This is a genomic window from Enterobacter cloacae complex sp. GF14B (genome assembly GCF_004136805.1).
Classification (GTDB): Bacteria; Pseudomonadota; Gammaproteobacteria; order Enterobacterales; family Enterobacteriaceae; genus Enterobacter; species Enterobacter hormaechei_C.
The window spans coordinates 36,695-63,457 of record NZ_QFRV01000019.1; the positions used below are offsets into that span (position 1 = coordinate 36,695).

Here is a 26,763-nt window from a genome sequence, read left to right on the forward strand (position 1 = left end):
CATGAGCCAGGTTAAAGAGGTTATCGTCCAGGGTCTCTGGAAGAACAACTCCGCGCTGGTGCAGCTGCTTGGGCTATGTCCGCTGCTGGCGGTGACGTCTACCGCCACCAACGCGCTCGGGCTGGGGCTGGCGACCACGCTGGTGCTGACCCTGACTAACTTTTCCATTTCTGTTTTGCGCCGCTGGACGCCGTCAGAAATCCGTATTCCGATTTATGTCATGATCATTGCGTCGGTGGTCAGCGTCGTGCAAATGCTGATTAACGCCTACGCATTTGGCCTGTACCAGTCGCTCGGGATCTTCATTCCGCTTATCGTGACTAACTGTATTGTCGTAGGCCGCGCTGAAGCCTTCGCGGTGAAAAACAATCCGGCCATATCCGCGCTGGATGGGTTTTCCATCGGCATGGGCGCGACTGCCGCCATGTTCGTCCTCGGCTCTCTGCGTGAAATTTTGGGCAACGGTACGCTCTTCGACGGTGCGGACGCGCTGCTTGGCGGCTGGGCGAAGTCGCTGCGTATTGAGGTGTTCCATACGGACACCCCGTTCCTGCTGGCCATGCTACCTCCTGGCGCCTTCATTGGCCTTGGGATGATGCTGGCGTTAAAATACCTGATTGATGAAAAACGTAAACGCCGCGCCGCTGAACGCAGCGTACAGGAAGGGATCCCCGAGAAAGCAGTATGAATAAAGAGAAACGCATTGCGATCCTGACGCGCCTGCGCGATGAGAATCCTCATCCAACGACAGAGCTGAACTTTAACTCGCCGTTTGAACTGTTGATCGCGGTGCTGCTCTCTGCACAGGCGACGGACGTGAGCGTCAATAAAGCCACTGCCCTGCTCTACCCTGTCGCCAATACGCCGCAGGCCATGCTGGAGCTGGGCGTTGAAGGTGTGAAATCCTATATCAAGACCATTGGCCTGTTTAACAGCAAGGCCGAAAACGTCATTAAGACCTGCCGGATCCTGCTGGAGAAGCACGGCGGTGAAGTCCCTGAAGATCGCGCCGCGCTGGAAGCGTTGCCGGGCGTCGGGCGTAAAACGGCAAATGTGGTGCTGAACACGGCGTTTGGCTGGCCGACCATCGCCGTGGATACCCATATCTTCCGCGTCTCAAATCGCACCCGTTTCGCGCCGGGTAAAAACGTGGAAGAGGTTGAAGAGAAGCTGTTAAAAGTCGTTCCTGCGGAATTTAAGGTGGACTGCCACCACTGGCTGATCCTGCACGGACGGTATACCTGTATTGCCCGTAAGCCACGCTGCGGTTCCTGCATTATCGAAGATCTCTGCGAATACAAAGAAAAAGTCTATCCCTGAGCGTAAACCACCTTACTTCTTACCTGTTCAAGCCCTTAGAATTAACAAGGGCTCTGATATCTTCTCGATTGACCATAAATTGCCCTCTCTTTCTCCTTTACGCATTGTCGATTCTTCGGTCATTTAACACTCAAACAGGTTAATAGTTTTTTCATCACCAAAAATTTCTATACATCTGTGATCGCGATCACTCTGATAACCTGATGTTGGATTTTTGTTGTTAAAACCCGCCCAACCCCTTTGTCAGACAAGATTTCGTCTATTCAACACCGCACATAAGACCAGTCATTTTTCAGAACATGGGCTATATCACTGCCAATCACCCGAAATAGCAGAACATATCGCCATACAGCCATTAAACAGGGTCGCTCACAGTCAAAAAAACCACTAATTTTCAACCAATGAAATTTAAAGCTGCATAACATTTGCGTGAACCGATGATTATACCGCCAGAGTTATATGTAACAGATTATTACAAACGTATTGCCAGATGGGGCTGGATAGTGAACATTACCCGCCGTTTCCCCTCCCAATATAACTATAAAGCGGATGTACTACGGTCATCACGCTATGAACACCCCCGTTAATATGGGATGTAAAAAAAGAGGTATATGTGTCTACTGCAAACAATAAACCAACAGATGAGAGCGTAAGTCTTAACGCTTTCAAACAGCCTAAAGCGTTCTATCTCATTTTCTCTATCGAATTATGGGAACGTTTTGGCTACTACGGCCTGCAAGGGATCATGGCGGTTTACCTGGTTAAACAGCTGGGTATGTCTGAAGCCGATTCCATCACGCTATTCTCTTCCTTCAGCGCCCTGGTGTATGGCCTCGTCGCTATCGGCGGCTGGTTAGGCGATAAAGTCCTCGGTACTAAACGAGTCATTATGCTGGGCGCCGTTGTTCTGGCGATTGGCTATGGGCTGGTTGCCTGGTCCGGGCACGATGCAGGTGTGGTTTACATGGGCATGGCTACCATCGCGGTAGGTAACGGCCTCTTCAAGGCGAACCCATCCTCCCTGCTCTCTACCTGCTACAGCAAAGATGACCCACGTCTGGACGGTGCATTTACCATGTACTACATGTCCATCAACATCGGCTCCTTCTTCTCTATGCTGGCAACCCCATGGCTGGCCGCAAAATTCGGCTGGAGCGTAGCGTTTGCGCTGAGCTTCGTGGGTATGCTGATCACCGTTGTGAACTTCCTGTTCTGCCGTAGCTGGGTTAAAGACTATGGTTCAAAACCAGACTTCGAACCCGTGCACATGGGCAAACTGCTGGCAACCATCGTCGGCATCGTGATCCTGGCCGCTGTCGCCACCTGGCTGCTGCATAACCAGGGCGTTGCACGTGCCGTACTGGGCGTGGTTGCGCTGGGTATCGTGATTATCTTCGCGAAAGAAGCCTTCGCGATGCAGGGTGCGGCACGTCGTAAGATGATTGTGGCGTTCATTCTGATGCTGGAAGCAATCATCTTCTTCGTTCTGTACAGCCAGATGCCAACGTCTCTGAACTTCTTCGCTATCCGCAACGTTGAGCACTCCATCCTCGGTATCGCGTTCGAGCCGGAGCAGTATCAGGCCCTGAACCCGTTCTGGATCATGATTGGTAGCCCGATTCTGGCCGCTATCTATAACAAGATGGGCGACCGTCTGCCTATGCCGCACAAATTCGCTATCGGTATGGTGCTGTGCTCTGGCGCATTCCTGGTGCTGCCGCTGGGGACGAAATTCGCGACCGACGCGGGTATCGTTTCTGTTAACTGGCTGATCCTGAGCTATGCGCTGCAATCCATCGGTGAACTGATGATCTCCGGTCTGGGCCTGGCGATGGTTGCGCAGCTGGTCCCTCAGCGTCTGATGGGCTTCATCATGGGTAGCTGGTTCCTGACTACCGCTGGCGCGGCCATCATCGCAGGTAAGATTGCGAACCTGATGGCGGTACCAGACAACGTTACCGACCCGCTGGTTTCCCTGAATGTCTACGGCACCGTGTTCATGCAAATTGGTATCGCGACCGCCGTGATTGCCGTACTGATGCTGCTGACCGCACCTAAACTGAATCGTATGACGCAGGACGACGACAAATCCGCTAAAGCGATTAAAACCGCGAACGCGTAATGTCATCGGGAAACGACTGAACAGAAGCCGCTAATTGATTAGCGGCTTTTTTTTTATCCGAACGCGCACTAACATAGCTGGAACCTCAGCAAAAAGGAGTTACCGATGAAACTGTTCTATAAACCGGGCGCCTGCTCTCTTGCTTCCCATATTACGCTTCGCGAGAGCGGTAAAGATTTCACGCTGGACGGCGTTGACCTGATGAAAAAGCGCCTGGAAAACGGGGATGACTTTTTTGCGATTAACCCAAAAGGGCAGGTTCCGGCCCTGCTGCTGGATGATGGCACCCTGCTGACCGAAGGGGTGGCGATTATGCAATTCCTGGCGGACAACGTACCGGATCGTCAGCTCCTTGCCCCCACCGGCAGCATTGCGCGTTATAAGACGCTGGAGTGGCTGAACTATATTGCCACCGAACTGCACAAAGGCTTTACGCCCCTGTTCCGCCCGGACACGCCAGAAGAGTACAAACCTACCGTGCGCGCGCTGCTGGAGAAAAAGTTGCAGTACGTTAACGACGCGCTGAAAGACGACCAGTGGATCTGTGGCTCGCGTTTCACTATCGCCGATGCCTATCTGTTTACCGTTCTGCGCTGGGCGCGCGCGGTTAAGTTGAACATGGAAGGATTAGACCATGTCGCATCGTATATGACGCGCGTGGCGGAGCGTCCTGCGGTGGCGGCGGCGCTGAAAGCGGAAGGGTTGAATTAACGGAGCGGCCTGAGGAGCCGGGTGGCGCTGACGCTTACCCGGCCTACAAATTCCGTAGGCCCGCGCAAGCGCAGCGCCGCCGGGCAGTGTCTATAGCTGCGTTGCGCTAAAATAGTGCTCCGGCTTCGCGATGCGATCCTGTGCCGCGACGACCTGGAGCTCATATTCCTGCATCGTCTTCGTCGCAATCATGATTTCATAAACGGCTGCGGTGACGTGCTCCAGCGCATCGCGCAGGCTCGCGCCCTGCAATAGCTTCACCAGCAGCAAACCGCTGGTCACGTCCCCGACCCCGACAGGCTGACGTGCACCGAAATCCACCAGCGGTCGACTGATATGCCAGGCTTCATCCTTCGTCACCAGCAGCTTCTCAAAACGGTCCTGGCTCAACCCTGCGCGTGCCAGGTGTTTCACCAGTACAATCTCTGGCCCCTGGGCGATCAGCTCGCGAGAGGCGCTTACAGCCTCTTCTACGCTGTTAACCGGATGCTCGCTGAGGATCTCCAGTTCAATCAGGTTGGGGGCAATAATATCGCTGGCGGGCAATGCATGACGGACATGAAACTCCGCAACGCCCGGCGCTACGATGCAGCCTTTTTCAGGATGTCCCATCACCGGATCGCAGAAATATTTCGCCGCGGGGTTTGCCGCTTTCACCTGGCGCACAATGCCGAGGATATGTTCCCCCTGCTCCGCCGATCCCAGATAGCCGCTCAGTACGGCATCGCAGCGTTTAAGCTGGTCGATATCCGCAATCCCCTGAACGACTTCCGTCAGATGCGACGGCGGCATCACGCAGCCGGTCCATTTACCGTACTGGGTGTGATTCGAAAACTGGACGGTATTGAGGGGCCAGACGTTAACGCCGAGGCGGCGCATCGGGAATTCCGCAGCGCTGTTGCCAGCATGTCCAAACACAACGTGGGACTGAATGGCGAGGATGTTCTTCATGTTGTACTTACCAAACCCTGTCAAAACAAAAGGGGCGTGGTTTCCCACGCCCCTGCATACTTTTAATTACTTCCAGCAGACCAGGCAGTAATTTTTCTTACCGCGACGCAGCAGCGTGTAGCGACCATAGAGACGGTCGTTCTCGGTAAAGGTGTATTCCGGATCGGCCTGTTTTTCGCCATTAATGGTGATCGCGTTAGAGGCGATGGTTTTACGCGCCTGACCGCGAGACGGCTGGAGCTCGGAGTCCACCAGCGCCTGCATCAGATCGGCGCCTTTTTCCATCTCCACCATCGGTACGCCATCCTGCGCCAGCTGTTCGAAATCCGCTTCGCTTAAATCGCTCAGGGTCCCGTTGAACAGGCTCGCCGTAATGCGTTTCGCCGCCGCCAGACCTTCTTCGCCGTGAACCAGTTTGGTTACTTCGTCCGCCAGCACGTACTGGGCGCGTGGTGCTTTACCGCTGTTCTTGTCTTCTTCTTCCAGCGCATTGATTTCTTCGATATCCATAAAGGTGAAGAACTTCAGGAAGCGATAAACGTCGGCATCCGCCGTGTTGATCCAGAACTGGTAGAATTTATACGGGCTGGTTTTCTTCGGATCCAGCCATACCGCGCCGCCTTCGGTCTTACCGAACTTGGTACCGTCTGCTTTGGTGATCAACGGCACGGTCAGACCAAACACCTGATTCTGGTGGAGGCGACGGGTCAGATCGATACCGGAGGTGATGTTACCCCACTGGTCGGAACCGCCAATTTGCAGAGATACGCCGTGCAGCTTGTTCAGGCAGGCAAAGTCATACCCCTGCAACAGGTTGTAAGAGAACTCGGTGAAAGAGATACCTTGGTCGTCACGGTTAAGACGCTGCTTCACTGCTTCTTTGTTAATCATCTGGTTAACAGAGAAGTGTTTGCCGATGTCACGCAGGAACGTCAGCACGTTCATGCCACCAAACCAGTCGTAGTTGTTCGCCGCAATCGCAGAGTTCTCACCGCAGTCGAAATCCAGGAATGGTGCAACCTGTTTACGGATCTTATCCACCCACTCCTGCACGGTATCTTCGGTATTCAGCTTACGCTCAGCGGCTTTGAAACTTGGGTCGCCAATCAGACCGGTCGCGCCGCCAACCAGAGCGACAGGCTTATGGCCGGCCATCTGGAAGCGTTTCAGGCATAACAATGGAACAAGATGCCCCAAATGCAAGCTGTCAGCGGTGGGATCGAAGCCGCAATAGAGCGCGATCGGGCCTTGCGCCAGTCGCTCTGCTAACGCTTCCTCGTCCGTCACCTGGGCCACGAGGCCCCGCTCTTGCAATTGTTTAATCAAGTTACTGCTTGCCATCAAATTCTCCATGTATAAACGACTGCACCTTTGCCGGTACACGACTTTTCGCCTGATGCGAAAGGACCATAGAATAAAGCGCCAGCGCGGTGTGCGCTAGCGCTTAAATCAACAAATTTTGGGGATTACGGTGCCAGTCTGTCGATTTTCCAGCCACCGTTGTCGCGCTGGTATAAAAAGCGGTCGTGGAGACGGTGTTCACCGCCCTGCCAGAATTCCATCTGCTCAATGGGGATGCGGAACCCGCCCCAGAAACTCGGCAGCGGTACTTCACCCTGCTGAAACTTTTGTTTGAGTTCGAGGAATTTACTCTCCAGCACGCCGCGGGCTGAGATTCGGCTGGACTGTTTAGAGACCCAGGCACCGATCTGACTGTCGCGCGGGCGGCTGTGGAAATATTTCACCACTTCGAGCGTAGAGAGGCGCTCCGCCTTGCCGGTAACCATCACCTGGCGCTCAAGCATATGCCACGGGAAGAGCAGGCTAATACGCGGATTATTTTCAAGGTGATGCGCTTTACGACTGCCCAGGTTGGTGTAGAACACCAGCCCTTTCTCGTCATAATGCTTGAGAAGAACGATGCGTTGATACGGCTGACCATTTTCATCAACCGTGGCAACAACCATCGCGGTCGGGTCGGCCAGTTTCGCTTCGCAGGCCTGCTTCAGCCAGCGTTCAAAAAGCACCAGCGGTTCGGCGGGAAGATCCTGGCGTCGCAGACCGCCTTTGGTGTATTCACGGCGCAGATGCGCAATTTGCTGTAGTTCGTCGTTATCTGACATGGCGTTAGCTGAAAGTGAGATTGGGTGGCGCTATTGTGCGCGCCCCCTTCAAAAATCTCAACGCTTCGGATTTTGAAGCTGACAATTGTTCAGCACAATGTGGTCACGCTTGTAGACGGTGGCGCTGTCGCCTTTCGACCAGAAGACGTAGATCCCGTCTGAGTAGCGCGCACCGGAGGCCGACATTCCCTGCTTCAGCGTCAACAACTTATTGTCATAAACAAAGCTGGCTTCCTGACGCGGGTTGTTCAGCTTCACCGTCAGCGGTTTTTCATCACAACGATATTCCAGCGTATCGGTTTGCATACGCTCAACGAACTGGTTATAGACGCTGCATCCGGTCATAAGAAAAGGTACAGCAATGAGAAGAAGTTTTTTCATGGGCAGATTCCGAAGACTATCCTGGTCCTGGAGGGCCTAACCGCCCTCCTGTTTTTCCCTATTTTACGGGTTACGCCTCCCGCTGAATTTCAGTTAACTCTGATTATGGCGCGGGTTTGCGGGGAAAATGGCCCCGAGGACGCTCGCCTCCCGCGCACCGGTTACGGAGGGTAAATTACCCGGCAGACCGGCAACCGTACGCCAGGCAAGCCAGGCGAAGGCCAGCGCTTCCATATCGTCTCCGCTGATCCCGGCTTCATCAGTGGTCGTGACTTCGGTGCCCGGCAGCAAGGCGGCAAGGCGTGCCATCACCAGAGGGTTTCGGCTTCCGCCTCCGCATACCAGCAAGCGCTCACACCCGCCGCTCAGCAACACCTGTTCAGAGATCGACACCGCGGTGAGCTCCGTCAGCGTAGCCTGAACATCCTGAGGCGCAAGGCCGGGGAAGCGCGCCAGCTGACGTTCAAGCCAGCCGTAGTTGAAATATTCCCGCCCCGTGCTTTTTGGCGCAGGCAGAGCAAAGAAAGGATCGCTTAACAGGGTTTGCAGCAAGGGAAGGATCACTTTCCCCTGGCTGGCCCACTGCGCGTCTTTGTCATAGGCTTTACCGCTCTGACGCCAAATCCAGGCATCCATCAGCATATTACCGGGTCCGGTATCGTACCCCCGCACGGGCTGCCCGGGAATAAGCATCGACAGGTTGGCGATCCCGCCGATGTTCAGGACCATCCTGCGCTCTACCGGGTGCGCCAGCAGCGCCTGATGAAATGCCGGAACCAGCGGCGCCCCCTGCCCGCCGAGGGCCATATCGCGACGACGGAAATCACCCACCACCGTTACGCCGGTTTTTGCCACAATCTGGTTGTTATCGCCAATTTGCATCGTGTGCGGCGCCTCGCCGACAGGTTCATGCCAGACGGTCTGCCCATGGCAGCCTATTGCCACGATGTCCTGCGGGTGGAGTCTTTCCTGCTGCATCAGGGCCAGTACCGCATCAGCAAACAGCGCCCCCAGACGCACATCCAGTTGGCCCAGTTGGGAAAGCGTCAGCTGTTGCCCCTGGCAGATGTTCAGGATCTCTTCTTTTAACGAGACCGGAATTGGCCAGGTCAGGCTTGCCTGCTGCGCCACCATGTTTTCATCAATGGCGGCCAGAACGACATCCACACCGTCAAGACTGGTACCAGACATCACACCGATATAGCGACCCGATTTCATGCGCTTTCCTTACGTTACATGGGCTAAGTGCAAACACTCCATCATAAATAACGCGGCTTTGCTATGCGGTGATAATAATTTTTAACAATCTCAGACCTGTAGCACAGGCGATGTTTGTTTATGTCCCGTTAAGCCCTGTTCAGGTAAAATTTATTTATTCGGCATGCAAAGATATGAACTGTGGTCAGGAATGCCATATAATTTAGCCATAACGGATGCCCCAACCGGGCGTTTTTTGGTGAACAGGAGAGTCAAATGATTTTACGTGTACTGGGCGTTTCGCTGATTGGTTTAACACTGGCGGGTTGTGTGAATGACAGTTCACTCTCCGGCGACGTATATAGTGCTTCTGAAGCTAAACAGGTACAGAACGTGACATACGGTACTATCGTTAATGCCCGTCCTGTTCAGATTCAGGGTGGCGATGACACGAACGTGGTGGGCGCAATCGGCGGTGCTGTGCTGGGTGGTTTCCTGGGTAATACCATTGGCGGCGGCACCGGACGTTCTCTGGCGACCGCAGCGGGCGCAGTTGCAGGCGGCGTAGCGGGTCAGGGCGTTCAGGGTGCGATGAACAAAACTCAGGGCGTTGAGCTGGAAATCCGCAAAGACGATGGCAGCACTATTATGGTTGTGCAGAAACAGGGTAACACCCGCTTCTCTGCTGGCCAGCGTGTTGTTCTTGCAAGCAACGGCAGCCAGGTCACCGTCTCCCCGCGTTAATATCCTGATGGATGTGGTCTTTCAGACCGCATCCATTTACCAAAATCATCATTTCCAATAATATATTGGCACAATATATTCACATGGTGAATTATTCATTTCACCCGTTCTTGTCCGTGCGCAAAGTATTTTTTATTTCCCTCGCTTAGACTCTTCGCAATCTCTTTTTCCTTTTTTAATTTTTAAATTCTCTATGCTTGCGATCTGTCGATTTGTAAAGAACCGCTTTGTGGCCTTCGCGCTTGGGTGCATTGTTATCATTGCCGTATTACAAGGTTTTTTTATAAAACTTGTTGAATGGGTTCCTTCGTTTTCACCTTTGTTTTTCCCTACGCTGACGATATTTCTTCTGGTGTTCCATCTGTTTATTGCCTGTTTTATGGCAATGAAATACTGGTGCGACAAAAGGCGATTATATCTTGTTCCCATTGCCCTGGCCTTTGCCGGTTCGGCGTTACTGATGGTGGGGACACTGGCCAGCTTCCCGGCCTGGCTTGATCTCTATCAGTTCAACGAAGCGAACTATAACGACGCCATGATTTTCTACATGTTCCGCCACTTTTTAATGGCGGTGCTGATGATCGTCGCAGCATTACTGTATACCCTGCGCAATTCTGCGCTCTCACGAAGCGCCCATGTTGGTATCGTTGTCGGCGCCTCGCTCTTTACGGGCTGTATGCTTGGGCTGGCATTGTTCTATTCCAGCCATTCAACCCTGCTCACACTGGACCTGGTGGATAATGAAACCCGACAGTTTATGGTTCTCTGGAGCCAGGCGATCAATATCATTTTGATCGTTCTGTGGGTAGTAACGTTAATCACCCTGTTGGCCATTACCCGCGTGAGGAATTTGTTTTGGGTCGGCGGCAATTTTTTATGTGTCTGTTATATCGTCACTCTGCTCATGCTATTGTTAGGCGGACACGCTGAAGATATTTCATGGTACCGGGCACGGTTATTCGAAACTGTCGCTACGTTAATGATTATTTTCATCTTACTTTCCGACGTATTTAATTTGTATCGTGACTCGCATGTAAAATATCAGCAGTCTTATCAAAATTCCATCCGCGACCCCCTCACCCGTCTTTATAATCGCAGCTATTTCTATGATTCATTAAATCACGCGCTAAACACGGCCACGGTGACACATCCGGTATCGGTGGTCGTGAGCGATCTTGACCGTTTTAAACGCATTAACGACTGCTACGGTCATTTGCAGGGGGATAGGGTTTTACAGTTTGTCTCAAACCTGTTGACCGATTCGGTGCGACCGCAGGATATCGCGGCGCGGATCGGCGGCGAAGAGTTTGTGCTCATGCTGACAAATACACCGTCCGATGTCGCGCATCAGGTTGCCGAACGTATTCGCCTCAAGTTGAGCGGGTTTGACAAGGCCAGCAGCGGTGGGCAGCTTCCGGAACCGATTACCATTAGTATGGGAGTATTCACCGCAACATCGCCGGAAACCAGCGCTGAAACCTGTGTGGAAAGCGCGGATAAAGCCATGTACGAGGCAAAAGAGACGGGCCGCAACCGGGTGGTGGTGTTCAGAACATGACAAAGGCCTTGCACGAGCAAGGCCAGTGAACAACGTCAGTCGCGCGACTGTAAATCGTGGATGTTTTGCTCAAGACGGGCGATGAGTCCGATCAGCATCTCCAGCTCAGCGGGTGAAATACCGGCCAGGATCTCCCCTCGCGTTTTACTGATGACGGTTTCCATCTCAGTAATAATCGGGGCCGCTTTTTCCGTCAATTTGATCCGCTTGGCGCGACGGTCGCTGGCGCAGGTTTGTCGGGAGATGAGTCCCTTCTCTTCCAGCTGGTCAAGGGTACGCACCAGGGAAGGCTGTTCAATACCAATCGCTTTTGCCAGTTGGATCTGTGACTGATCGGGCGGAAGCTGATGGATGTTGTGCAGCGTAACCCAGTGCGTCTGTGTGAGTTCCAGAGGTTTCAGGCGATGGTCAATCAGAGCACGCCAGATGCGTACCAACCTTGCCAGATCAGAACCTAATGGCGATTCCAATTTCATCTCCTTATAATTAGCTTGCTAAGTGATTATAGTGATTTTAGAATAGTTTGCAGTATTTGTATTGCCAAAACAAATGCAATCACGGTATTCATCATTCCTTAAAGGATGATTTACACTGAACGGTAATGCGCCATCGCATTGAAATCTGCCATTGTGGCCCTCATTCCACCGCAAAGGATCGCTGCTTGTGACGTTGTTTTCCTTCTCCGCAGGGTTGCCCCTCCAGGATCTGATTGTTGGCGCATCGGTCTACTTTCCGCCACTGTTTAAAGCCGTGATGGTCGGTTTTGTGATCTGGCTCATTGCGCATCGTCTGCTGCGCGACTGGATGTATTCCGGTGAAATCTGGCACCCGATGTTAATGGATCTCTCCCTGTTTACCCTCTCCGTCTGTCTTGGCCTTGCCGTGTTAACCGTGTGGTGAGAATAGCATTGAAAACGTTAAAATATTTTTCCACTCTTTTCGTCTTAGCGCTGGCGCTTATCGCCGGCTGGTGGCTCTGGAATTATTACATGCAGTCGCCCTGGACGCGTGACGGCAAGATCCGCGCGGAACAGGTCAGCATCACGCCACAAGTGTCCGGCAGTATCAGCGCGCTGCTGGTGAAGGACAACCAGTTCGTTCATGCGGGTGATGTGTTATTCCGCATCGACGAGACCCCTTTTCACATTGCGGTGCTCAATGCCCAGGCGCAGCTCGCAAAAGCTCAATCCGATCTGGCAAAAGCCAATAACGAAGCCGAACGTCGCCGACATCTGTCGAGGAATTACATCTCTGCGGAAGATCTCGATACCGCCAATATCAATGTAAAAGCCATGCAGGCCAACCTGAAGGTTGCAGAGGCAACGCTGAAACAGGCCGAGTGGCAACTGACCCAGACCGTTGTCAAAGCTCCGGTGGATGGATGGATCACGAGCCTGTCGACCCGTGTGGGGGATTACGCCACCACAGGCCAGCCGGTCTTTGCCCTGGTCGACAGCCGCTCTTTCTATGTTGTAGGTTATTTTGAAGAGACCAAGCTGCGCCATATCCGCGAGGGAGCGCCTGCCCGAATCACGCTTTACAGCGGCGCAGAAACGTTACAGGGTCACGTTAGCAGCATAGGTCGGGCAATTTACGATCAGAGCGTGGAAACCGATTCTGGCCTGGTGCCCGACATCAAACCCAACGTACCGTGGGTGCGTCTGGCTCAGCGGGTGCCTGTTCGCGTCGAGTTTGATCAACTGCCGAAAGACATTACCCTGGTCTCTGGCACAACCTGCACTGTCGCCATCGGATCGCGATGATGAACCTGGGAGCTCTCTCCTGGCGCAATACGCCGTGGATAAAAGCGACACGGCCGCAGTGGCGTTACGCGCTGCGTAACGGCATCGCCATGTGCCTTGCGCTTACGGTTGCCTATTATCTGAATCTGGATGAGCCTTACTGGGCGATGACCTCTGCGGCGGTCGTCAGCTTCCCTACCGTCGGGGGCGTTATCAGTAAAAGCCTCGGGCGCGTGGCGGGTAGCCTGCTGGGGGCAACCGCCGCACTGCTTCTTGCCGGCCATACTCTGAACGATCCCTGGCTCTTTTTGTTAAGCATGTCGGCATGGCTGGGGCTGTGTACCTGGGCCTGCGCTCATTTTACCAATAACGTTGCCTATGCGTTTCAACTGGCGGGTTACACCGCGGCCATTATCGCCTTTCCGGTCGTCAACGTGCTGGATACCACTGAGCTGTGGGATATCGCCCAGGCACGCGTGTGTGAAGTGATGGTCGGCATTCTGTGCGGGGGCGTCATGATGATGATCCTGCCCAGTACCTCAGATGGCACTACGCTTATCACCGCACTTAAAACGATGCACGCACGTTTGCTGGAACATGCCAGCCTGCTCTGGCAGCCTGACAGCAGCGATGACATCCGCCTCGCGCACGAAAAGGTCATCGGCCAGATCCTGACCATGAACCTGTTGCGCATCCAGGCTTTCTGGAGCCACTACCGTTTTCGTCGCCAGAACACGCTTCTGAACTATTTACTGCACCAGCAATTGCGGATGACGAGCGCGATCTCGAGCCTTCGTCGGATGTTGCTGAACTGGCCTACCCCCCCAGCCCATACCCGGGAGATTATCGAGGCGCTGCTCGCTACCCTTGCGCGTTCGGATGCCGATATTTATACCGTGGCCCGCATTATCGCGCCGCTCGCCCCAGCGGATGAATATGACTACCGGCATCGCGCCTTCTGGCAGCGTCTAAACTATTTCTGCCGCCTGTATCTGCGCAGCAGCCGCTGGTTAAAAGCCGTCGAGAATGCCACGCTCGTCACCGAATTTTCCGTTCCCGGTAGTCCTGCTCTGGCGCGGCATACCGACGCAATGGAGGCGCTATGGAGCGGTTTTCGTACGTTTTGCGCGTTGACGGCTGTAGGCGCATGGGCCATCACCACGCAATGGGATGCGGGCAGTGCGGCCCTGACGCTTGCGGCAATCAGCTGCGTGCTCTATTCCGTCGCCGCTTCCCCCTTTAACTCCCTGACGCTTCTGCTGCGTACGCTGGTGCTGCTGTCGCTGTTCAGCTTCGTGGTGAAATTTGGTTTGATGGTGCAGATAACCGACCTCTGGCAATTTCTGCTGTTTCTCTTCCCGCTATTAACCACCATGCAGTTGCTCAAACTGCAAATGCCTAAACTGGCCGGTCTGTGGGGTCAGTTAATTGTTTTTATGGGCTCATTTATCTCTGTAACGAATCCACCGGTTTACGATTACGCTGATTTTCTCAACGACAACCTGGCGAAGATCCTCGGCGTGGGGCTGGCGTGGCTGGCTTTCGCCGTGCTACGCCCGGGCTCGGACGCGCGTAAAAGCCGCAGGCATATTCGGGAGTTGCGCAGGGGTTTTGTCGATCAGCTGAGCCGCAGGCCGCATCTGCGCGAAAGCGAGTATGAATCGCTGGTTTACCATCATGTCAGCCAGCTGAACAACAGCCAGGATTCACTCTCCCGTCGCTGGCTACTGCGCTGGGGCGTGGTGCTGCTAAACTGTTCGCACGTGGTGTGGCAGCTGCGCGCCTGGGAGACGCGTTCCGATCCGCTGTCGCAGGTCCGTGATAACTGTATTTCCATGCTCCGCGATGTGATGAGCGAGCGCGGGGTGCAGCAGCGCCCCCTGAGCGTCACGCTCGCCGAGCTTCAGCGTATTTGCGACGCGCTGGCGCACCATCATCAGCCTGCGGCCCGCGATCTGGCGTCCATTATCTGGCGGCTGCACTGCTCCCTGTCACAGCTTGAACAGGCGCCGCCACCCGGAACGATTGGCGATCAGATCACCCCGCAGGCATAACGCGCCCCGCCACCGCCAAGCGGTTTAGGTTGATCGGACATGTTATCGCCGCCCACGTGGACCATCAGCGCCTTGCCTTTGACCTCTTCAAGCTTTTTGAGTCGTGGCGCCACAACGGGATCGGTGGCTTTACCGTCGTTATTCACCACCAGCACCGGCAGATCGCCGAGATGCCCCATCCCTTCCGGGCCTTCATGCTTACCGGAGTTCTGCGGGTCGAGATGCCCCCCTGCGGCCTCCGCAGCGGTTGGTTTCCCCTCTTTCATCGCGGGTTGACAGCTGCCTTTGGCATGAACGTGAAAACCATGTTCGCCGGGTGGAAGAGCCTTGAGATCGGGAGCAAATTCCAGCCCTTTATCGGTTTCGGTGATTTTCACCGTCCCGATGGACTGACCTACCCCCTGAGAAGTGACGAGATTCATTTCAACGTCCTCGCTGGCTGCCTGCGCCCCTGCGCAAACAACCAGCGTGACCATTGCCAGAGCAAAACGCTTCATATGACCTCCACGGGTTATTTTTTGCACCTTAAGTCTATACCAGAGGCGCAGATTTCACCGGAAAGTCAGGTTCAGGCGTGCTCAGGGTACGTCGTAGCCCAGCGCCGCCTTACGAATGCGGAACCACTGCTGACGCGTCATATCCAGCTCCTCAGCTACAAGCGCAGCGCGGACACGCTCAATTTTGCCGGAGCCAATAATTGGCAGCGGTTTAGACGGCAGGCGCAGGATCCAGGCGTAAACCACCTGCTCGATACTCTCCGCATTCAGTTCGCGCGCCACCGTTTCAAGCTCGTTACGCAGCGGCTGGAATGCCTCATCGTTAAACAGACGGCCGCCTCCCAGGCAAGACCATGCCATTGGACGGATGCGCAGCTGTTGCAGTTGGTCGAGCGTGCCATCCAGCAGCAGCGGCTGATGAACAGGCGAGATCTCCACCTGATTCGTCGCCAGCGTAAACGGCAGGCGAGACTGCAATAGCGCAAACTGTGCCGGGGTGAAGTTAGACACGCCAAAATGGCGCACTTTGCCGCTCTGGTGCAGCGTCAGGAAGGCTTCCGCGACCTCATCCGCATCCATCAACGGATCGGGACGGTGGATCAGCAGCAGGTCGATACGATCGGTGGCCAGGTTGACCAGTGACTGCTCGGCGCTTTTAACGATATGCGCGCTGTCAGTGATGTAATGTCCAAGCGCATGCTCCGGTTTTGCTGTGGTGGCAATACCGCATTTGGTCACAATCTCCATACGTTCACGCAGCGCTGGCGCTCGCTTCAGCGCTTCGCCAAAGGCGGCCTCGCACTGATAGCCGCCATAAATATCAGCGTGATCGACGGTGGTGATCCCAAGATCGAGATGCTCTTCTATAAAGTCCGCCAGCTGGACCGGAGACATATTCCAGTCCATAAGACGCCAGTAGCCCATAACAAATCGGGAGAATTCCGGGCCCTGTGGGGCAAGGGTAATACGCTGAACCATAACATTTTCCTCAAGGAAGTCATGTCACCAGTATACGCAATTACCCTGCTAAAACAGTGAAGGTTGCTGAGGTTCTTCGGGTTCAACCGCTTTGTTTGCACGAATTTTACGCAGCAGACGCTGTCGGCAAAGCCGTAAGACCTCCTGCTTTTGCGCGTCGCTGAAATTTTGCCAGTTAAAACGTTCATCGCGCGTGCGCATGCAGCCACGACAGTATCCTCGTTCATCAACCTGGCAAATACCCCGGCACGGGCTCTGGACAGGGAAAAATTCCAGTTGCTCTGCCACACCTACCTCCAGAACGTCATTATTCCCTACAGTGAAGACCCTAAATGGCTTGCATGCAAGGATGTCTGCCACAAACAGGACATTAAGGTTTCGCTAATCTTCCCTTCTTATACTCGCCGCATTGATATAACGAATGGTCTGCTTATCATGTGGTTCGCAAAAAAGTTACACTGTAACGATATAAAATTTACTCTGGGCTGTGCATTTTTCTTTACCGTACTGAATGCACTGTTTATCCAGCGCAGCTGGTCAATTATTGCGCCTGCGCATCTGCACGATGTCCTGTTTGCTGCCAGCGTGCCGCTGGTACTGTTCTGCGGCTGGGTGATTGTCTTCAGCCTGTTAAATATCCCCTATATTCGTAAGCCGCTCCTGATTGTCCTGACCCTGGGATGCGCCGCCGCGACCTGGTTTATGTATACCTATGGCGCGGTTATCGATCAGAACATGATTGTGAACGTGTTCGAGACTAATTCTCAGGAAGCGACAGCCCTGGTGACGCCGCAGATGATCCTGTGGCTGGTCGTAGCGGGTCTGGTTCCATCTGTTGTGTTAGCCCTGACGCGCATTCGCACCGGAAAATGGTGGTATGCCCTCCTGACGCGCCTCGCCGCTATGCTGGGTGCGCTGCTGGTGATCATCCTGGTCGCGTCAGTGTTCTATAAAGACTATGCTTCGCTGTTCCGCAATAACAAAAGCATCGTAAAAATGGTCACCCCGGCGAATTACGTGAGCGCCGTGGTGAAATACAGCAAAATGCGCTGGTTTGCCGGCGACCAGACGCTGGTCCGCATTGGCGAAGATGCTCATAAAGGCGCGCTGATTGCCAGCCAACGCAAGAAAACCGTGCTGGTTGTGGTGGTGGGCGAAGCCTCCCGCGCTGCAAACTACTCGTTAAATGGTTACCCGCGTGAAACCAACCCCGAGCTGAAAAAGCAGGATGTCATCAACTTCCCGCGGGCCTCCTCCTGTGGCACGGAAACCGCTGTTTCCGTCCCCTGCATGTTCTCCGGCATGACGCGGAAAAAATATGACGCGGACCTCGCCCATCATCAGGAAGGTCTGCTTGATGTGCTTAACCACGCCGGGTTCAACCTGCTGTGGCGCGACAACGACGGCGGATGTAAAGGCGCCTGCGACCGCGTGCCGCACACGGACATGACCCAGTGGAAACTGGATCAGTTCTGTAAGGACAAATCCTGTATCGACGACGTTAACCTGTACCGCCTGGACAACGTGCTGGATGGAATAAAGCAGGATACGGTTCTGGTTATTCACCTGATGGGCAGCCACGGTCCGGCCTATTACAAACGCTACCCGGACAGCTTCCGCAAGTTCACCCCAACCTGCGATACCAATGAAATTCAGGATTGCGATCATCAGTCGCTGATCAATACCTATGACAACACGATTCTGTATACCGACAGCGTCGTCAGCCGAACCATCGACGCACTGAAAGCCCGGCAGGCCAACATGAACACGGCGCTCATTTACCTCTCCGATCACGGTGAATCGCTGGGCGAAAGCGGAATTTACCTGCACGGTACGCCGTATATGCTGGCCCCGGAGCAGCAAACGCATATTCCTTTTATGTTCTGGCTCTCCCCGGATTATGCGAAAAACTTCGGCGTAAACACGGATTGCCTGCGTGACCATGCCGCAAAAGAGGCGGTTTCACAGGACAATTTATTCGCCACCGTTCTGGGCATGATGGACGTGAAATCAGCGGTTTATCAGCCGCAGCTGGATATTCTGTCACAGTGTCGTCGCCAAGCGGGCTTGCATTAGACCGAACGGTCTATTAGAGTAAGGGCATGAGCAGACACACTGAACACGATACACGAGAACATTTGCTGGCTACCGGCGAGCGCCTTTGCATGCATCGCGGGTTTACCGGGATGGGGCTTAGCGAGTTGTTAAAAACCGCTGAAGTACCTAAGGGATCGTTTTATCACTATTTTCGTTCCAAAGAGGCGTTCGGCGTTGCCATGCTGGAGCGGCACTACGCCAGCTACCATCAGCGCCTGGCAGCCCACTTCGCCAGCGGTGAAGGTGACTACCGGGATCGTGTTCTGAACTACTATCAGGAAACGCTGACGCAGTTCTGTCAGCAGGGCATCATCAGCGGCTGCCTGACGGTAAAACTGTCTGCCGAAGTGTGCGATCTCTCCGAAGATATGCGCACCGCCATGGATAAAGGGGCCAGCGGCGTGATTGCCCTGCTGGCTCAGGCGCTGGAGAGCGGGCGCAATGAAAAAACGCTCTCCTTCTCCGGCGATCCGCTCACGCAGGCACAGGTGCTCTATTCCCTCTGGTTAGGCGCCAACCTGCAAGCAAAAATGTCTCGCAGCGCCGTGCCGCTCGAAAGCGCGCTGGCGCACGTGAAAAACTGTATAACCGCGCCTGGCGTGTAGCCGGCGTTTTTATTTACCCTTTTACTAGTCGACTGGTCTACTCAGGAGCCATTATGTCCGCTGAAAAGCTGTTTACCCCACTGAAAGTGGGTGCCGTTACTGCCCCAAACCGCGTGTTTATGGCCCCACTCACCCGTCTGCGCAGCATCGAGCCGGGCGATATCCCAACGCCATTGATGGGTGAGTATTATCGTCAGCGCGCCAGCGCGGGCCTGATTATTTCCGAAGCCACGCAGATTTCTGCCCAGGCAAAAGGCTACGCCGGTGCGCCGGGTCTGCACAGCCCGGAACAGATCGCCGCGTGGAAAAAAATCACCGCAGGTGTTCATGCTGAAGATGGCCGTATTGCGGTTCAGCTGTGGCACACCGGTCGTATCTCACACAGCAGCATCCAGCCTGGCGGTCAGGCGCCGGTTTCTGCTTCTGCCCTGAACGCCAATACCCGCACTTCCCTGCGCGATGAAAACGGTAATGCGATCCGCGTTGACACCACCACGCCACGCGCGCTGGAGCTAGACGAGATCCCGGGTATTGTGAATGATTTCCGTCAGGCCGTCGCCAACGCTCGTGAAGCGGGCTTCGACCTGGTTGAGCTGCACTCTGCGCACGGTTACCTGCTGCATCAGTTCCTGTCCCCTTCTTCCAACCAGCGTACCGACCAGTACGGCGGCAGCGTTGAAAACCGCGCGCGTCTGGTGCTTGAAGTGGTGGATGCTGTCTGTAATGAGTGGAGCGCAGACCGCATTGGTATTCGTGTCTCCCCGATCGGTACTTTCCAGAACGTCGACAACGGTCCGAACGAAGAAGCAGACGCGCTGTATCTGATTGAAGAGCTGGCGAAACGTGGTATCGCCTATCTGCACATGTCCGAGCCGGACTGGGCAGGCGGCAAGCCTTATAGTGAAGCCTTCCGCCAGAAAGTGCGCGAGCGCTTCCACGGCGTGATTATCGGGGCGGGCGCGTATACGGCAGAGAAAGCTGAAGATCTGATCGGGAAAGGCCTGATCGACGCCGTGGCCTTTGGCCGTGACTACATTGCTAACCCGGATCTGGTTGCCCGTTTGCAGAAGAAAGCCGAACTGAACCCGCAGCGCCCTGAAAGTTTCTATGGCGGCGGCGCGGAAGGTTATACCGACTACCCTTCACTGTAATCCCGCTTTGTACATTGATAGCGGCGACCTTTCGCCGCTATACTAAAACATCGTTTCTGTTCAAAAAGATAATCCATTCCACTGGTTAATGAGGAAATTATGCGCCTACTTCACACCATGCTGCGCGTTGGCGACCTGCAACGTTCCATCGATTTCTACACTAACGTTCTGGGCATGAAGCTGCTGCGCACCAGCGAAAATCCGGAATATAAATACTCTCTGGCGTTTGTCGGTTACGGCCCGGAATCTGATGAAGCGGTCATCGAGCTGACCTACAACTGGGGCGTGGACAGCTATGAGCTGGGTACGGCTTACGGACACATCGCGCTGGAAGTGGATAACGCCGCCGAAGCCTGCGAACGTATCCGCAGCAATGGCGGTAACGTCACCCGTGAAGCCGGTCCGGTTAAAGGCGGTACCACCGTCATTGCGTTTGTGGAAGATCCGGACGGTTATAAAATCGAACTGATTGAAGCCAAAGACGCTGGTCGCGGTCTGGGCAATTGATCCCGCAGGGCGCACTATGCGCCCGTTGTTTTGCTGCATCCCCTCTCAAAATTTGCCATAATGCGCACTGCTTTTTCCCCCTTGTAAGAGACCCTGATGTCCGATAACGCTCAATTTACCGGTCTGTGCGACCGTTTTCGTGGTTTTTATCCCGTTGTCATTGATGTTGAAACAGCCGGATTTAACGCTAAAACCGATGCGCTGCTTGAGATTGCCGCCATCACGCTGAAGATGGATGAACAGGGCTGGCTTGTACCGGACACCACGCTGCATTTCCACGTTGAACCCTTTGAAGGGGCAAACTTACAGCCAGAGGCGCTGGCCTTTAACGGTATCGATCCGACAAACCCGCTGCGCGGGGCGGTAAGCGAATACGAGGCGCTGCACGCCATTTTCAAAATGGTGCGCAAAGGCATGAAAGAGAATGACTGTAGCCGCGCCATCATGGTAGCCCACAACGCTACGTTCGATCACAGCTTCACCATGGCTGCCGCCGAGCGCGCCTCGCTAAAGCGCAATCCATTTCATCCGTTTGTGACCTTCGACACCGCCGCGCTGAGCGGCCTGGCGCTGGGGCAAACCGTGCTCTCGAAAGCCTGCATCACGGCGGGTATTGCGTTTGACGGTACCCAGGCGCATTCCGCGTTATACGACACCGAGCGTACGGCGGAGCTGTTCTGTGAGATCGTCAACCGCTGGAAACGTCTGGGCGGCTGGCCGCTGCCGATGGGCGACGAGGCCGATCTTCAATCGTAGGTTGGGTTATCAACAGCCCCCCAGGACAAAAAAAAAGCGACCAACATAATGTGGTCGCTTTTTTATATCCGCAGAAAACTTATTCTGCGTCCGGCTCTTCGGTTTTATACTTCGCCGCAGTCTCTTTGATCAGCTGTTGCAGTTCGCCGCGCTGATACATTTCAATCAGGATGTCGCATCCGCCAACCAGTTCACCATCAACCCACAGCTGTGGGAAGGTCGGCCAGTTTGCGTATTTTGGCAATTCAGCGCGAATGTCCGGGTTTTGCAGGATATCAACGTAAGCAAAACGCTCACCACAGGCGGACAGCGCCTGAACCGCTTGCGCGGAGAAGCCGCAGCTTGGCAGCTTCGGAGAACCTTTCATGTACAGGAGAATCGGGTTTTCAGCGATCTGGCGCTGAATTTTTTCAATAGTGGTGCTCATGTCTTGCTTCCTTTAACTTCTGTTACGGCATCAGTCTGACATTGTAGCGGGTCAGGCCGACATCGGAAAATAACATTTTTGTCACGTCTAATTATTTTATCGCTTATCGCATAAAGTTGCATTGCTAATGTCGTTTATCGCCAGACGGGGTGCGGTTTTGCTTAAGGAGCGAACAGGAGTGCGTCATAATGGTGAATTTTTTTGCACTTGCTAACGAAACATAATTTTTGAATGAAAAATGCTATTAACTTCTTCTGATTTTATGGATTAGAATCGACAGGTTTTGTAAATCTCACGCGGGTATGCATTGTGGCCTGCATTTATCAGGGGACTGCCCAGTGGCGCGGATAACTAAAATCTCGATGACGCTCTGTGCTTTACTGTTTACCACACTCTCATTTACGCCAGCGGCGAACGCCTCTGAACAGGCGCGGCATTCTGCTGTACAAAAAACGCATCTGGCAAAATCCACAGAACGTAAGAAAAAAACCACCAGCAAAACAGTTAAGAAGAAAATCACCGCTCAGACCAAAAAGACCGCCTCCAGTAAAACCAAAACTCTCCGCTCCGGCACGCACAAAACCACCCGCACAACCGCCAGCCTGGTGAATGAAAAATGCACCGTGCGCAAAGGCCATAAAACGAAATGCGCAAAAGTGACGAAGCTGGCTGACGTGCATAAAGCGCGCATGCAGAAAGCGCAAAAAACGGCGATGAACAAACTGATGGGGCAAATAGGTAAGCCGTATCGCTGGGGTGGCACCTCTCCGCGCACCGGTTTTGACTGTAGTGGGCTGGTTTATTATGCCTATAAAGATCTGGTGAAGTTTCGCATTCCACGCACCGCCAATGAGATGTACCATCTGCGCGACGCCGCCCCTGTAAACCGTGGCGAACTGCAAAATGGCGACCTGGTGTTCTTCCGCACCCAGGGACGCGGTACGGCCGATCACGTTGGGGTGTATGTGGGTAACGGTAAATTTATCCAGTCACCGCGCAGCGGTCAGGACATTCAGATCACCTCTCTCAGCGAAGATTACTGGGTGCGCCACTATGTGGGTGCGCGCCGCGTGATGACGCCAAAAACCATCCGCTAGCCCCTGCCCTGCCGCCTCTGTGGCAGGGTAAGTTCCTCTTTTGCATACCCTTTCAATTTGCTATTCTGTCCTTGTTGTCTGTAGGGTTATTGGCAACGTATAAAACTATAAGGAGAGAAGCAATGTCGTTCGAATTACCTGCACTACCGTATGCAAAAGACGCCCTGGCCCCGCATATTTCCGCGGAAACCCTGGAGTACCATTACGGCAAGCATCACCAGACCTATGTCACCAACCTGAATAACCTGATCAAGGGCACCGATTTTGAAGGCAAAACGCTGGAAGAGATCGTGCGCAGTTCAGACGGCGGCGTATTCAACAACGCCGCACAGGTGTGGAACCACACCTTCTACTGGCACTGCCTGGCCCCGAATGCAGGCGGAGAACCTGACGGTGAGCTGGCGGCAGCGATTAACGCCGCGTTCGGCAGTTTCGCGGATTTTAAAGCGAAGTTTACTGACGCAGCCGTTAAAAACTTTGGCTCCGGCTGGACCTGGCTGGTAAAAGAGGCTGATGGCAAACTGGCTATCGTTTCCACTTCTAATGCGGGTACCCCTCTGACCACCAGCGCCACGCCGCTGATGACCGTGGACGTATGGGAACACGCCTATTACATTGATTACCGTAATGCGCGCCCGAACTACCTGGAACACTTCTGGGCACTGGTTAACTGGGAATTTGTTGCGAAGAACTTCGCCGCGTAAGAGACACGCAGAAGGGGCAGCCCTTCTGCGTTTTTGTTTATTCCGCCGTACACACCGCTTGAGGCTGTTTACGACCAGACATTATCACCAGCAGCAGGCCGAGTGCGGCAATGATCGCCCCCATCACCGGCACAAAGCTATAACCCAAACCACCGGAGATCACCGCCCCGCCCGCTGCGGCCCCCAGCGCATTGCCCAGGTTAAACGCACCGATATTCACCGATGAAGAGAGCCCCGGCGCTTCGTGTGCAACGCGCATTACGCGCATCTGCAACGGTGGCACCACGGCAAAGGTTGCGGCGCCCCACACCACCATGGCAATCGCGGCACCCACTTCGTTACGCGCCAGCCACGGAATCGCCACCATGATGACAATCAGCAGCGTTAAAAAACCTTTCAGCGTCCCACTCACGGAGCGGTCGGCAAATTTCCCGCCGAGATAGTTGCCAATCGAGAACCCGACACCAATCAGCACCAGCATCGCGGTAACAAAGAGTGGCGTTGCGTGGGTTATGTCGTGCAGCACCGGGGAGATATAGGTGTAGAGCGTAAACATCGCCCCGGCCCCCAGCACCGTGGTGAGCAGCGCGGACAACACCTGAGGACGCATCAGCACCGCCAGCTCTTTACGTACTTCCGGACGTTCTCCAGCACTTCCTTTCGGCAGTGAGAAGAACAGCGCAACCATCGCGACCACGCCCAGTCCGGCGGTTGCGAGGAAAGACATACGCCAGCCGATGGCTTCTCCCAGCCAGGTGGCGGCGGGAACGCCGCCGATATTAGCGATGGTGAGGCCCATAAACATAGTGGCTACCGCGCTGGCCTGCTTATGTTTTGGCACCACGCTGGCAGCAACAACCGAGCCCAGTCCGAAGAAGGCGCCATGGTTGAGGCTGGTAAGAATGCGCGAAAGCATCAGAGTGGTGTAATCGGGCGAAATCGCGGAAAACACATTGCCGAGAGTGAAAATCGCCATCAGGAAAATCAGCGCGTTGCGGCGCGCACGGTGCGAAAGCAGCAGCGTCATCAGCGGCGCGCCCACCATCACGCCGATCGCGTAGGCGCTAATTAACATACCGGCCGCAGGGATAGAGACGTCTACCCCCCGGGCGATAACAGGCAATAACCCCATCGGGGAGAATTCAGTGGTGCCAATCCCAAAGGCGCCAATCGCCAGGGCCAGCAGGGGAAAATTGATTTTCATGAAGAGGCTCCGGATACCGTGCCATAACCCGGCACAGAACTAAGAAGTCAAAAGCATGACATCAATCACAAAAAATGAGAAGTTAACATTTTGGCAAAAGATTTTTGCCGGAGAGGTAACAATAGCGGCAAGAGAGGGAGAAGGTTCTCCCTCCGCCTGAATCAGTGCAGTGCAGCGGTTAAACCACCGGCAACAATCAGAGCAAGAACAACAATGGTGGTAAACAGCGAAAACTTCAGATCGGTACTCATCAATTTTTCTCCTTTTATTCACCCTACGAAAAGTGAGCTTGCTCATTTTTACACAGTTCAGGTCAAAAATCTTCCAGGATTTAAACGGATATCCACTTTACCTCTTCCCCTTTTCATCAAGATAGGACAAAATTCCACGCTAAATTTATTAGCGTACCGGCCACTGACCCCCTCCTGACGTCCTGTGTCGTTTTCCCGGCGTGTCGCAACTCATGTTTGCGTAATAAGGGTGAGAGAAGGCAAACGTTTACCTTCAATTTTTTCAGGAGCTTAGGATATGGTCTGGAGTGACATTTAATGGCAACAATTAAAGACGTAGCAAAACGCGCAAACGTTTCCACTACAACCGTATCACATGTTATTAACAAAACGCGTTTCGTCGCTGAAGAGACGCGTAATGCCGTCTGGGCGGCAATCAAAGAACTGCACTACTCGCCAAGTGCCGTCGCCCGCAGCCTGAAGGTTAATCACACCAAATCGATTGGCCTGCTGGCCACCAGCAGTGAAGCGGCCTATTTTGCTGAAATCATCGAAGCCGTTGAAAAAAACTGCTTCCAGAAAGGCTATACCCTGATTCTGGGCAATGCGTGGAACAACATTGAAAAACAGCGCGCTTACCTGTCAATGATGGCGCAAAAGCGCGTCGACGGCCTGCTGGTAATGTGTTCTGAATACCCTGAGTCGGTCCTTTCCATGTTGGAAGAGTATCGCCACATTCCGATGGTAGTCATGGACTGGGGCGAGGCGCGCGCAGACTTCACCGACTCCGTTATTGATAACGCCTTTGAAGGCGGCTACATGGCGGGGCGTTATCTGGTAGAACGCGGTCATCGTGAAGTTGGCGTGATCCCGGGTCCTCTGGAGCGTAACACCGGTGCTGGCCGTCTGGCCGGTTTCATGAAAGCGATGGAAGAGGCGCTGATCACCGTGCCGGAAAACTGGATTGTTCAGGGCGACTTCGAGCCGGAGTCAGGCTATCGCGCCATGCAGCAGATCGTCTCCCAGCCGCATCGCCCTACCGCGGTGTTCTGCGGCGGCGACATCATGGCGATGGGCGCGCTATGCGCGGCAGATGAACTCGGCCTGCGCGTCCCCCAGGATATCTCGGTGATCGGCTATGACAACGTGCGCAACGCCCGCTTCTTTACCCCGGCGCTGACCACCATTCACCAGCCGAAAGATTCGCTGGGTGAAACGGCCTTCAACATGCTGCTGGACAGGATCGTCAACAAGCGTGAACAGTCCCAGTCCATTGAAGTTCACCCGCGCCTGATAGAACGCCGTTCCGTTGCGGACGGTCCGTTCCGCGACTACCGTCGTTAATCACTTTCCGGGGCCAGCTATGCTGGTTCCCGCAACCACTCCCGGTTCAGCGTTTCGCTGTCTCCCAGATAATCCAGCAGCCAGGCCATGGCGGGCGAGACGTCGTTTTGCTGCCACGTCAGACAGCATGCGGCATCCGGGAAGGGGTTTTCCAGCGTCAGAGCCACCCACTCTCCCGCGTCGATGCGCGGGCGCGCAAAATGCACCGGCACCATGCCAACGCACAGCCCCGCGCTCAGACAGGTGGCTGACGACTCCCAGTC

At 54.4% G+C, this 26,763-nt stretch carries 30 protein-coding genes; 17 read left to right on the top strand and 13 right to left on the bottom strand.

What is annotated here, in order from left to right:
• Position 1: 1 nt before the first annotated feature.
• From DD606_RS09010 to gstA, 4 genes are all read left to right on the top strand, one after another.
• Positions 2 to 688, top strand: coding sequence for an electron transport complex subunit E (locus tag DD606_RS09010; RefSeq protein WP_003857592.1), 687 nt, complete (start codon positions 2 to 4; stop codon positions 686 to 688).
• A complete protein-coding gene (gene nth, locus DD606_RS09015; RefSeq protein ID WP_003857594.1) occupies positions 685 to 1,320 on the top strand; it encodes an endonuclease III in 636 nt (211 codons plus the stop codon). Before DD606_RS09010 ends, nth begins: the two co-directional genes overlap by 4 nt.
• Positions 1,321 to 1,933: 613 nt before the next feature.
• On the top strand, positions 1,934 to 3,442 hold the full coding sequence (gene dtpA, locus DD606_RS09020) for a dipeptide/tripeptide permease DtpA (protein ID WP_003857596.1): 1,509 nt from the start codon (positions 1,934 to 1,936) through the stop codon (positions 3,440 to 3,442).
• Positions 3,443 to 3,547: 105 nt separating this feature from the next.
• The gene (gene gstA, locus DD606_RS09025; protein ID WP_003857598.1) at positions 3,548 to 4,153 is read left to right on the top strand and encodes a glutathione transferase GstA; all 606 of its coding nucleotides are present in this window, start codon (positions 3,548 to 3,550) and stop codon (positions 4,151 to 4,153) included.
• Between the two features lie 90 nt (positions 4,154 to 4,243).
• Here the strand turns inward: gstA and pdxY are convergent, their stop codons facing one another.
• From pdxY to anmK, 5 genes are all read right to left on the bottom strand, one after another.
• Positions 4,244 to 5,104 (bottom strand): pyridoxal kinase PdxY, encoded by an 861-nt coding sequence (gene pdxY / locus DD606_RS09030; RefSeq protein ID WP_048240908.1) that lies wholly within the window; start codon positions 5,102 to 5,104, stop codon positions 4,244 to 4,246.
• A gap of 66 nt (positions 5,105 to 5,170) precedes the next feature.
• Positions 5,171 to 6,445, bottom strand: coding sequence for a tyrosine--tRNA ligase (gene tyrS, locus DD606_RS09035; protein WP_003857600.1), 1,275 nt, complete (start codon positions 6,443 to 6,445; stop codon positions 5,171 to 5,173).
• Between the two features lie 125 nt (positions 6,446 to 6,570).
• Positions 6,571 to 7,227, bottom strand: coding sequence for a pyridoxamine 5'-phosphate oxidase (gene pdxH / locus DD606_RS09040; protein WP_003857601.1), 657 nt, complete (start codon positions 7,225 to 7,227; stop codon positions 6,571 to 6,573).
• Positions 7,228 to 7,284: 57 nt separating this feature from the next.
• Entirely contained in the window at positions 7,285 to 7,614 is a 330-nt protein-coding gene (gene mliC / locus DD606_RS09045; protein ID WP_086598549.1) for a C-type lysozyme inhibitor, read from the bottom strand.
• A gap of 87 nt (positions 7,615 to 7,701) precedes the next feature.
• Positions 7,702 to 8,826, bottom strand: coding sequence for an anhydro-N-acetylmuramic acid kinase (gene anmK, locus DD606_RS09050; protein WP_022650944.1), 1,125 nt, complete (start codon positions 8,824 to 8,826; stop codon positions 7,702 to 7,704).
• 255 nt (positions 8,827 to 9,081) lie between these two features.
• On the opposite strand from anmK, the gene slyB reads away from it, so the two are divergent.
• A complete protein-coding gene (gene slyB / locus DD606_RS09055; RefSeq protein ID WP_003857604.1) occupies positions 9,082 to 9,549 on the top strand; it encodes an outer membrane lipoprotein SlyB in 468 nt (155 codons plus the stop codon).
• Positions 9,550 to 9,742: 193 nt separating this feature from the next.
• Complete coding sequence (locus tag DD606_RS09060; RefSeq protein WP_023313968.1) at positions 9,743 to 11,107, top strand: GGDEF domain-containing protein; 1,365 nt, start codon at positions 9,743 to 9,745, stop codon at positions 11,105 to 11,107.
• A 35-nt stretch (positions 11,108 to 11,142) separates the two neighbouring features.
• On the opposite strand, the gene slyA is transcribed toward DD606_RS09060, so the two are convergent.
• The gene (slyA, locus tag DD606_RS09065; protein ID WP_006808997.1) at positions 11,143 to 11,583 is read right to left on the bottom strand and encodes a transcriptional regulator SlyA; all 441 of its coding nucleotides are present in this window, start codon (positions 11,581 to 11,583) and stop codon (positions 11,143 to 11,145) included.
• Positions 11,584 to 11,770: 187 nt separating this feature from the next.
• Here slyA and DD606_RS09070 point away from each other — a divergent pair, with 187 nt between their 5' ends.
• The 3 genes from DD606_RS09070 to DD606_RS09080 are packed head-to-tail and all read left to right on the top strand — an operon-like array spanning position 11,771 to position 14,903.
• The gene (locus tag DD606_RS09070) at positions 11,771 to 12,007 is read left to right on the top strand and encodes a DUF1656 domain-containing protein (RefSeq protein ID WP_003857607.1); all 237 of its coding nucleotides are present in this window, start codon (positions 11,771 to 11,773) and stop codon (positions 12,005 to 12,007) included.
• Between the two features lie 2 nt (positions 12,008 to 12,009).
• Positions 12,010 to 12,870, top strand: coding sequence for an HlyD family secretion protein (locus DD606_RS09075; RefSeq protein ID WP_045346515.1), 861 nt, complete (start codon positions 12,010 to 12,012; stop codon positions 12,868 to 12,870).
• On the top strand, positions 12,870 to 14,903 hold the full coding sequence (locus tag DD606_RS09080) for an FUSC family protein (protein WP_129258550.1): 2,034 nt from the start codon (positions 12,870 to 12,872) through the stop codon (positions 14,901 to 14,903). Before DD606_RS09075 ends, DD606_RS09080 begins: the two co-directional genes overlap by 1 nt.
• Here DD606_RS09080 and sodC read toward each other — a convergent pair.
• The 3 genes from sodC to DD606_RS09095 all read right to left on the bottom strand — a co-directional run bounded on the left by sodC (position 14,882) and on the right by DD606_RS09095 (position 16,666).
• Positions 14,882 to 15,400, bottom strand: a complete 519-nt coding sequence (gene sodC / locus DD606_RS09085; RefSeq protein WP_058647754.1) for a superoxide dismutase [Cu-Zn] SodC — start codon at positions 15,398 to 15,400, stop codon at positions 14,882 to 14,884. The genes DD606_RS09080 and sodC overlap by 22 nt on opposite strands.
• Before the next feature lie 81 nt (positions 15,401 to 15,481).
• Positions 15,482 to 16,378, bottom strand: a complete 897-nt coding sequence (locus tag DD606_RS09090; RefSeq protein WP_003857612.1) for an aldo/keto reductase family oxidoreductase — start codon at positions 16,376 to 16,378, stop codon at positions 15,482 to 15,484.
• Between the two features lie 48 nt (positions 16,379 to 16,426).
• The gene (locus tag DD606_RS09095) at positions 16,427 to 16,666 is read right to left on the bottom strand and encodes a DUF1289 domain-containing protein (protein ID WP_003857614.1); all 240 of its coding nucleotides are present in this window, start codon (positions 16,664 to 16,666) and stop codon (positions 16,427 to 16,429) included.
• A 147-nt stretch (positions 16,667 to 16,813) separates the two neighbouring features.
• Here DD606_RS09095 and eptA point away from each other — a divergent pair, with 147 nt between their 5' ends.
• From eptA to rnt, 5 genes are all read left to right on the top strand, one after another.
• Positions 16,814 to 18,454: a phosphoethanolamine transferase EptA gene (gene eptA, locus DD606_RS09100; protein ID WP_129258546.1), complete on the top strand. Its 1,641-nt coding sequence runs from the start codon at positions 16,814 to 16,816 to the stop codon at positions 18,452 to 18,454.
• A gap of 26 nt (positions 18,455 to 18,480) precedes the next feature.
• Complete coding sequence (locus DD606_RS09105; RefSeq protein ID WP_003857618.1) at positions 18,481 to 19,080, top strand: TetR/AcrR family transcriptional regulator; 600 nt, start codon at positions 18,481 to 18,483, stop codon at positions 19,078 to 19,080.
• Between the two features lie 53 nt (positions 19,081 to 19,133).
• Positions 19,134 to 20,231, top strand: coding sequence for an alkene reductase (locus tag DD606_RS09110; RefSeq protein WP_015570682.1), 1,098 nt, complete (start codon positions 19,134 to 19,136; stop codon positions 20,229 to 20,231).
• A 99-nt stretch (positions 20,232 to 20,330) separates the two neighbouring features.
• Positions 20,331 to 20,738: a lactoylglutathione lyase gene (gloA, locus tag DD606_RS09115; RefSeq protein WP_003857623.1), complete on the top strand. Its 408-nt coding sequence runs from the start codon at positions 20,331 to 20,333 to the stop codon at positions 20,736 to 20,738.
• Positions 20,739 to 20,834: 96 nt separating this feature from the next.
• Entirely contained in the window at positions 20,835 to 21,494 is a 660-nt protein-coding gene (rnt, locus tag DD606_RS09120) for a ribonuclease T (protein ID WP_003857625.1), read from the top strand.
• A gap of 79 nt (positions 21,495 to 21,573) precedes the next feature.
• On the opposite strand, the gene grxD is transcribed toward rnt, so the two are convergent.
• Positions 21,574 to 21,921: a monothiol glutaredoxin 4 gene (grxD, locus tag DD606_RS09125; protein WP_003832760.1), complete on the bottom strand. Its 348-nt coding sequence runs from the start codon at positions 21,919 to 21,921 to the stop codon at positions 21,574 to 21,576.
• 338 nt (positions 21,922 to 22,259) lie between these two features.
• Here grxD and DD606_RS09130 point away from each other — a divergent pair, with 338 nt between their 5' ends.
• Together DD606_RS09130 and sodB are read left to right on the top strand one after the other, a co-directional pair.
• Entirely contained in the window at positions 22,260 to 23,018 is a 759-nt protein-coding gene (locus DD606_RS09130; RefSeq protein WP_023313959.1) for a C40 family peptidase, read from the top strand.
• Between the two features lie 122 nt (positions 23,019 to 23,140).
• Positions 23,141 to 23,722 (top strand): superoxide dismutase [Fe], encoded by a 582-nt coding sequence (gene sodB / locus DD606_RS09135; RefSeq protein WP_003857629.1) that lies wholly within the window; start codon positions 23,141 to 23,143, stop codon positions 23,720 to 23,722.
• 37 nt (positions 23,723 to 23,759) lie between these two features.
• Here the strand turns inward: sodB and DD606_RS09140 are convergent, their stop codons facing one another.
• Together DD606_RS09140 and DD606_RS09145 are read right to left on the bottom strand one after the other, a co-directional pair.
• Positions 23,760 to 24,926, bottom strand: coding sequence for an MFS transporter (locus DD606_RS09140; RefSeq protein ID WP_003857631.1), 1,167 nt, complete (start codon positions 24,924 to 24,926; stop codon positions 23,760 to 23,762).
• A gap of 161 nt (positions 24,927 to 25,087) precedes the next feature.
• Complete coding sequence (locus DD606_RS09145; protein ID WP_003857632.1) at positions 25,088 to 25,177, bottom strand: YnhF family membrane protein; 90 nt, start codon at positions 25,175 to 25,177, stop codon at positions 25,088 to 25,090.
• A gap of 297 nt (positions 25,178 to 25,474) precedes the next feature.
• On the opposite strand from DD606_RS09145, the gene purR reads away from it, so the two are divergent.
• Positions 25,475 to 26,500, top strand: coding sequence for an HTH-type transcriptional repressor PurR (gene purR, locus DD606_RS09150; protein ID WP_129258548.1), 1,026 nt, complete (start codon positions 25,475 to 25,477; stop codon positions 26,498 to 26,500).
• 17 nt (positions 26,501 to 26,517) lie between these two features.
• On the opposite strand, the gene DD606_RS09155 is transcribed toward purR, so the two are convergent.
• On the bottom strand, positions 26,518 to 26,763 hold a 246-nt coding region (locus DD606_RS09155; protein ID WP_255573094.1), incomplete at its 5' end, for a LysR substrate-binding domain-containing protein.